Genomic DNA, 7,247 nt, shown 5'->3' on the forward strand with positions numbered 1-7,247 from the left:
GGGGGTGGAGTGCCCTCCCGCGCGGGCGTCAAGCCCCCCAGGCGTCACCAGCGAACCGGGAGACCCCCCGAAAAGGGCTGCGGGCGGGGGCGCCCGTAGCCGGTCCGGTCACGCGTCGCGACTACTCACCAACTCACACGATCGACGAAAAGAACCATCTAGACATGCTAGACCATTTTGACTAACTAGACATACTAGCAGTATCAACACGACAGACTACTCGGGCTAACCACCCGACCAGTGGAGGGAGCGCCATGTGCAGGATTCAGGACTCGATGGGGCAGGCCGAGCGGGAGTTGCATGCCGCTCAGGAACTTGTGCGCGGCGGAGACACGCTGCGGGGCCACGACGCCCTCGTGCGAGCCGCGGAGGCCGCGACGGACGCCGCGCAGTTGCTGGGGGAGAAGGTGCTACGCGGGGGGCCGGGCTTCGAGCACCGCACCGGCTCGAGCCGGCCGCCGAGGCGGCTCGCCTGACACACGCCACCGCCCCTCGGCGCACGGGCTGCGCCGAGGGGCGGTGATCAACACGACGACCGGTAACCAGCCGGATCCGCCACCACAAGGATATCGATGCCGAGAGTATCGAGGGGGAACGAGCCATGACCATGACGACTGAGGATGCGCTGACGCTGGCGCTCCTGGCCCTCGATGCGTGCGTGCGCCCGGAGGCCGCCGACCAGGTGCCCGCGAGGATGAAGCCGCGACAGGCCAGTGAGGCGATGTACCGGCTGAGCGAAGCCCGGCGCACCCTGCGGCGGTCCCACCCGCCCCGATGCGCGTCCTGCGGGGACCCGTTAGCTGCCGTCCACGGCCCGGCCTACTGCGCAGACGAGCTCGAGGGATCGCTGCACCGGATCGCGGACCTGGCCACCTGCTCAGACTGCCCGGGCGTACTCTCCCGCGGAGCGATCGCCCTCGCGCGCTCCCGAGGATGGACCTACGCCGCAGCGGAGTGACGCTAAAAGACCTGCACAGACCTGCTAGACCTTATTGACCAACTAGACCATACTGAATCCATCAACACGACAGACCACACCCTCACATCACCAGGAGGTAACCATGAGCACGATCGTCTTCGCCGGCAACCTCGCCGCAGACCCCGACCTTCGCGTCACCTCGAGCGGGCGTCCCGTCGCCCGGTTCACCGTCATTGAGAACCGGCGCCGCCGCACCGAAGGCGGCGACGGGTGGGAGGACGCCGAGCCCAACGTCTACCGCGTCCAGGCCTGGGGTGGATTCGCCGAGAACATCGTCGAGTCCTGCGGCAAGGGCGACCGCGTGCACGTCACGGGCAGCATCGTCACGGATCGGTGGACCGACAAGGAGACCGGTGAGGACCGGATCGCTCAGCACGTCAAGGCCGACGAGGTGGCGTTCAGCCTGCGCTACCACACCGTGCGCGCCACCAAGGCGACCCGGGCCAGCGAGGCGTCGGACGGATCGCACCCGACGTGCCGCATCTGCGGCCAGACGGACGTGGAGGACGCCGGAGCGCACGCGGAGGAAACCGGGCACTGGCCGAAGGCCGTCGAGGCCTGAAACAGTCACCGGACCGGGGGAGTCGCGCGCAGCGGCCCCCCGGTCGTCGCGCAAGACCGCACACCTAAGGAGATTGACCGAGATGACTGTGTACGCGGTCGCCCTGTCCAAAGGCGGCTCGACGAAGACCACGACGGCCGCTGAGCTGGTCGCAGCGCTGGCACGGCGCGGCCGCCGAGTGCTGGCCGTCGACCTGGACCAGCAGGGCAACTTCACGACCCGGCTGGGCGTGACCGAGGACACCGAGGTGTCTGCGGTAGCGGTGGACGTGCTCACCGCGGAGGCGTCGGCGCCCGAGGCTGCGGTGGCGGCTCCAAGTGTGCCGGGAGCCAGCGTGCTTGCGGGAACGCACGACCTCGCCGACCTGGACCACCGGCCCGAGGTGATCACGGCACTCCGCGATCACCTGCCTGAGGTGGCGGGGGAGTGGGACGACGTGGTGATCGACACACCGCCGGCGCTCGGGCTGGTCACCCTGGCCGCCCTCGCGGCCGCGGACGTGGTGGTGGCCGCCGTGGCGTGCGAGACCGAGGCCTACGACCAGCTGGATCGGCTCGTGCAGGTCATCGCCCAGCGGATCGCACCCCGGATGAAACCAGGCCAGCAAGTGCACTGGATCGTCCCTACACGCTATGACGCGCGTCGTCTGCTCGACCGGGACGTGGTCGACCTGCTCAGCGAGCAGCACCCCGGCCGCGTGACCTCACCGGTGCGCGAGGCGGTCGCGGCCCGCGACGCCTACACGTCCGCAATGCCGGTCAGCGTGTACGCCCCAGCTTCGGGGATCGCTGATGACTACGAGGCGGCGCTGAGGCCCATCATCGGCGGCGATGTGCTGACTACCGCAGACGCCCAACGGACGCGCCAGGAGTACGCCGAGCCGGTGCACGCCGCACGCGAGCAGCGATAGAACGCACAGACTAACTAGACGTAGGAGGCACCATGGCCACTCGCCGCAGCTTGCGCGACCGCAACCGCGCAGCCATCGCACACGATCCCGGCGCGACCAACACCGATCCGCCCACACCCCCTCGCGACTCGTTGCCGGCCGCCGACGAAAGCAAGCTGGCGACCGCGGGCGCACGAAAGGAGCCGCCGGCGGCCAAGAGCCCGGCCACGCGCGCCGCGGCTGCCGGAGAAACCGTGCGCCTGGGCATCTACCTCACACCCGACGAGTTCAACCAGGCGAAGGCCGGCTATCTGGCTGACTGGACCAACGGCGGCCAGGCCGACTCGTTCGCACGGTGGATCGCCGCTGCGATCAGCGCCTACGCAGCCAAGACCCCCGAGCAGCGGGCCGAGCACGCGACGCCCAAGGGGCGAGCCCAGGAGCGCACGGGCGCCGCCCGGTCCTTCAGCATCCCCACGGCCACGGTGGAACGAATGCGCGCCGCTATCACCGCCGACCGCCAGGCCGGCCGTTGGCCCTCCGATAGCGCCTGGTGCGGCGAAGCGCTGCAGGAGGCGGTCGCGGCCGCACTTAGCAGGAACGGCGGCACGCTGCCCACACCCCCTCCGCGCCTGCCCAACCGACTCGTGCGTTGACTTGATAGACCATATAGGCAGCATTGACCAATGATGAAGGGGGGCAGGCTATGGGCGGCGTCGATCCTCAGCGCCAGGCGGTGCGGGAAACGGCTCAGCGGCTGCACGCGACGCGTCGCGGGGGCCGAAGCAACGGAAGGCAGGCGGCCTACCTCGAGGACGTGGGCGGCCTGGTGCGCGAGGTGGCCTTTATCCTGGGCCAGTCCGGCATCAGCTGGGGCGACGTCGCCCGGCAAGTCGACCAGGCCGACGACGTCATGGCGCGGCTACTGCTGATGGACCCGGCAGGGACGCTCGAATACGCCTTGTGCTCCGCCGTCGAGGAAGCCCGTAGGCGGTTCTAGACGTACCGGCTGCGAATAGCCCCGTCATCCACCACAAGTAGTCGCGACGTGTGGCCGGGCCGGCTACGGGTGTCCCCGCCCTGGCTTCTTTCGGTGGTCTCTCGGGTCGGTGGTGACGCCTGGGGGCTTGACGCCCTGGCGGTAGGGCGCTCCACCCCCGTCCTCACCAGCCCGTCTTTCCTCAGCCGGCTACGGCCGGTGTGGCTGTCAGGAACGCGCCTGTGGGCTGACGCGGGTGGGCCAGGGGCCTAAGAGTCTGATGGGGGGTTGGTGTTGTCCGGAGTGTCATCGGTGGTGCCCGGGGGGGTGGGTAGCGGAAGGTGACGGCGTTCGCGAAGCTGGCGGACGTCGACGTGCTGGGTGACGGGGGTGACGTCGAGGACTTGGTGAATCATGGCGTCGAGGAACTGGTCTGGTCGCAGTGATGGGGGAACGTCGTCGACGTTCACGATGACCTCCTGCTCGGAGAGGGGGAGGTCATCGTCCCAGTGGACGAGCGCGAGCCCGGTAGCGGTGTAGCCGCCCCGGCCGTCGGTGTCACGGAGCTTGCTCATCATGTCTTTGGTGCGTTCCCAGGCTTCTTTCTCCGTGGTCAGGATGGTGTCGCGTTGGAGGAAGAAGAAACCGGTAGCGGCTAGGGGGTATCGGCCGCGCAGGTTCGCGGCGTCGCCGTAGGCCTCCTCGAACCTGTTGGGCAGGTTCTTGCCGAAAGAGGAGACTTGCGCCTTGGTACTCAGCAGCAGCTCGGGCCCGCGGTCCCAGCGGGCGATGCAGACGTCGATCTGCTTGTAGTAGGCCCGCCCCAGCACGCGGGCGTCAGCCGGTGCAACGGAGGTGACGCGTTCCAGGTGGGGTCGTACCTGGTCGGCGAGGCGCCGGGGGAGCTTGTCGATGAAGAGGACGACGTCGCGGGGTAGGACCCGGGGGCGGGTAGCTCGAGGCCAGACTTCGTCGGCGAGGAAGCCGCCGCGGCGGAGCTCGTGGGCGAGCCAGGCGTCGATGCCCTTGGCGAAGCGTCCTGACTCGGACACGCTGCCGCTGCGAATCGGGTAGGTCAGGAGCCGGCCGAGCAGGTCATAGTCCGGCCCGTACCGGGGTGGTTCGCCTTCTTGGTGCAGCCATGGGTCATTGGCAGGGGTGGCGGCGAGTTCCGCGTCGAAGGCGGTGAGTGCGTCTTCCTTGCTCACGCGTCACCCTGTCCGCGTCCGGCTACGACCATTGCGTGCGGGGAGATGCGGTCCTTGGCGTTGGTGCCGCGGGCCCGGCGACGTGCGGCGAGCATCGCGTAGGCCTGCTCGAGGTCGCTGACGTTGGCGGCCGGCATCGACAGGCCCTCGCGCAAGACTGCCTGGTCGACGAGGCGGACCGCGTCGAGGAGGTGGCCTCCCCGTAGGTGGTCGCGGACACGGGGCCGGATCGCGCGAAGATCCTCGGCGCACCTGATGACGCCGGCGGGCGCGGGCACCGGGAGGTCGTCCGCCTCGCGCGGCTCGAGTTTAAGCATCCCGCCGCCGTAGGCACGTCCGACGATCTCGGCGCCGACGAGTGTGACCGAGTTCAGGGAGGCCAGGGGCAGGAGCTCACGACCGAGTTCGCGGTGTTCTTCGGTGAGGTAGACCCCGTGGACGCTGTTGAGGTGGCGTGCGCCAGCGGCGTTCGTGGTCAGTCGCGGGGTGTCGGCGTTCATGTACGTCAGGAGAAGATCGGCGGGAGCGACGAGCGGCACCCGCCACCAGGGCGTACGTACGCGGCACTTATAGGCGTTGGGGACGCCCTGCTTCTCGCCTTCTCGAATGTAGGCCTGGGCGGCGGGGCTTGGATCACCACTCGGTCGGAACAGCAGTGTGGCGGAGCCGGTGCGGCCGAGCTCGGCGCGCATCTGTGTGGTGAACGACAGGCCGCGCAGGTGGCGGCTACCGGGCGGGCTCAGGGGTAGCAGCTCTTCAGTAGTGAGGCCACGCGCGGCGGCCTGCTCGGGGGAGAGGGTGAAGAACTTGTTGGCGCCGGTGACCATGCCCAGTGTGGTCTCGCCCCAGGTGTGCAAAGTCGTGGTGTCCGCGCTGGCCAGCGCGGATGCGTACGCGCTGGCGCTGGCTGTCGGAAGCAGGGCGGAGGTCCATTTCCCGCTGGCCGTGGTCGGGGTCCAGAGGGCTGCGGTATCGGGGTCGAGCTGGTCGAGTGCATCAGCGTCCTGGACCTGTAGCAGCTCGCAGTGGTCGGTGCCTCCGGTGCCTTCGGCGAGGAGCAGCACAACGTCTTCGAGGACGCCGGGGAAGACGCGCTCGTTGAACAGGACGAGGCGGACGCGGGCGAAGCGTCGCATCAAGAACTCACGTACTTGTGCGGCGTAGTTGACCGACAGCAGTTCGGCGGGAAGCACGAGCCCGAGCCGGCCCCCGGGCTTGAGGAACAAGGCGGAGTGCACGGTGAACGCTGCCCACGAGGAGGCCAGGTTGGTCAGAGCCACGCCGGCCCGCAGCGCGGCTTGACGTGAGGCCGTACGGCCGGGGCCGGCGAAGTCCTGGTAGCGGACGTACGGCGGGTTGCCGATCACCGCGTCATAGGAGGGCGTCGGCTCGACCGCGAAGAAATCGTTGACGCGGACCCGTGCCTGCGCGCCGGCCTGACGCAGGATCGTGCGGGCGGCCCGGGCGGATGCGTCGTGCAGCTCGACGCCATCGAGGGTTCCCTCCCCATCGTCGGTGGGCAGGGCCGTGAGCCGCTGGTGGGCGGCGAGCAGGAACGCCGCCTCGCCACATGACGGCTCGAGTACCCGGTCGGTGCTCGCGCGCACAGCCCACCGCGCGACGTAGTCCGCGACTGTAGGGGGGGTAAAGAAGGCCCCTCGGGCCTTCCTCAATGCGGCGGTGTCGATCTGCTCAGCGGCGTTCACCGTCCCAGTTTGGCCTATGCAACGACAGGGCGATGACGTAGCGGCCCGCGCGGGTCGCCTCGGTTACTCGGCCGGAGGGAACGCTCAGGACCCGAGATAGCGACCTCGAACATCTTTAGGACGTAGTGTTCTTCGAGGGGGCGACCTTCTCGGGCGGCAGAGTGACCGTCGACTTGGCGACGTTCTCGGAGGGCCTGGCGCCCTTCTTCAACGCGGTGTTCTCGATGGGCGAAGTCACTTGCGGCGGAGAGCAGTTCCGTGGCTGGCCACCTCCACCCGCTCGGTGAGGATCGGATGTGGATCGCTTCTCTCCCGTTGTGGAGTGTCCACAAATTCCTTGGACCTCCCCGCTTGGGCCGGGCGTCGACGCCGTCGCGGCGCATGGGATGCCATGATCCTTGGGTGGAGGAGGTCGAGACACGGCATGCCTGGGTCGAGCAGCTTCGAGCAGCCCTGAGCGACGGCAGCGAGGTCGATGTCACGTCATGGGTCGCTGCTGGTTCAGTTCGCCTCGGCTCGGTCCAGGACGGCCCAGGTCGAGCCCTCGTGCCGGCCTCGGCTGTTCGTGAGGTTCTACTTCGACCACCCGAGAACACGGATCCCCGTGGCCTCGTAGTCGTCGGGGCACGGATTGCGGGGCCTCTCGACTTGGAGTACGTCCAGGTGGGCATCCCGGTGACCTTTCGCAGATGTCATTTTCCCGATGGCATCTATGCGAAGGGTTGCTCTCTCGTTCAGCTCACCCTTTCCGATAGCGCGCTCGCACACTTGGACTTGGATAAATCTCACGTTCGTCTCGACGTCTCCCTAACCGGCACGGAAGTGGCCGCTCAGGTCCGTATCATTCGGGCGCACATCGGCGGTCAGCTGGCCATGAACCGGGCGAGCGTGACCAACGACTCCGGGCCCGCCCTGCACGCCGAC

The 7,247-nt window shown here is 68.6% G+C and carries 9 protein-coding genes; 7 read left to right on the forward strand and 2 right to left on the reverse strand.

Annotated elements, in window-relative coordinates; translation table 11 throughout:
* The first annotated feature begins 254 nt into the window (after positions 1–254).
* From K313_RS0113955 to K313_RS0113980, 6 genes are all read left to right on the forward strand, one after another.
* Positions 255–476, forward strand: a complete 222-nt coding sequence (locus K313_RS0113955) for a hypothetical protein (RefSeq protein WP_029212125.1) — start codon at positions 255–257, stop codon at positions 474–476.
* A gap of 131 nt (positions 477–607) precedes the next feature.
* Entirely contained in the window at positions 608–958 is a 351-nt protein-coding gene (locus tag K313_RS0113960; protein WP_156911405.1) for a hypothetical protein, read from the forward strand.
* A 103-nt stretch (positions 959–1,061) separates the two neighbouring features.
* Complete coding sequence (locus K313_RS21195) at positions 1,062–1,541, forward strand: single-stranded DNA-binding protein (protein ID WP_029212127.1); 480 nt, start codon at positions 1,062–1,064, stop codon at positions 1,539–1,541.
* 82 nt (positions 1,542–1,623) lie between these two features.
* Complete coding sequence (locus K313_RS0113970; protein ID WP_029212128.1) at positions 1,624–2,451, forward strand: ParA family protein; 828 nt, start codon at positions 1,624–1,626, stop codon at positions 2,449–2,451.
* 32 nt (positions 2,452–2,483) lie between these two features.
* The gene (locus K313_RS0113975; RefSeq protein WP_029212129.1) at positions 2,484–3,086 is read left to right on the forward strand and encodes a hypothetical protein; all 603 of its coding nucleotides are present in this window, start codon (positions 2,484–2,486) and stop codon (positions 3,084–3,086) included.
* Between the two features lie 50 nt (positions 3,087–3,136).
* The gene (locus tag K313_RS0113980; protein WP_029212130.1) at positions 3,137–3,430 is read left to right on the forward strand and encodes a hypothetical protein; all 294 of its coding nucleotides are present in this window, start codon (positions 3,137–3,139) and stop codon (positions 3,428–3,430) included.
* A 248-nt stretch (positions 3,431–3,678) separates the two neighbouring features.
* Here K313_RS0113980 and K313_RS0113985 read toward each other — a convergent pair whose 3' ends face one another.
* Both K313_RS0113985 and K313_RS0113990 read right to left on the reverse strand, forming a co-directional pair.
* Entirely contained in the window at positions 3,679–4,617 is a 939-nt protein-coding gene (locus K313_RS0113985; protein ID WP_029212131.1) for a hypothetical protein, read from the reverse strand.
* Entirely contained in the window at positions 4,614–6,323 is a 1,710-nt protein-coding gene (locus tag K313_RS0113990; RefSeq protein ID WP_029212132.1) for an N-6 DNA methylase, read from the reverse strand. The genes K313_RS0113985 and K313_RS0113990 overlap by 4 nt, the downstream gene beginning before the upstream one ends.
* Positions 6,324–6,725: 402 nt before the next feature.
* On the opposite strand from K313_RS0113990, the gene K313_RS24275 reads away from it, so the two are divergent.
* The coding region (locus tag K313_RS24275; protein ID WP_205621875.1) for a hypothetical protein at positions 6,726–7,247 on the forward strand (522 nt) is incomplete at its 3' end.

Source organism: Arsenicicoccus bolidensis DSM 15745 (assembly GCF_000426385.1).
Lineage (GTDB): Bacteria > Actinomycetota > Actinomycetes > Actinomycetales > Dermatophilaceae > Arsenicicoccus > Arsenicicoccus bolidensis.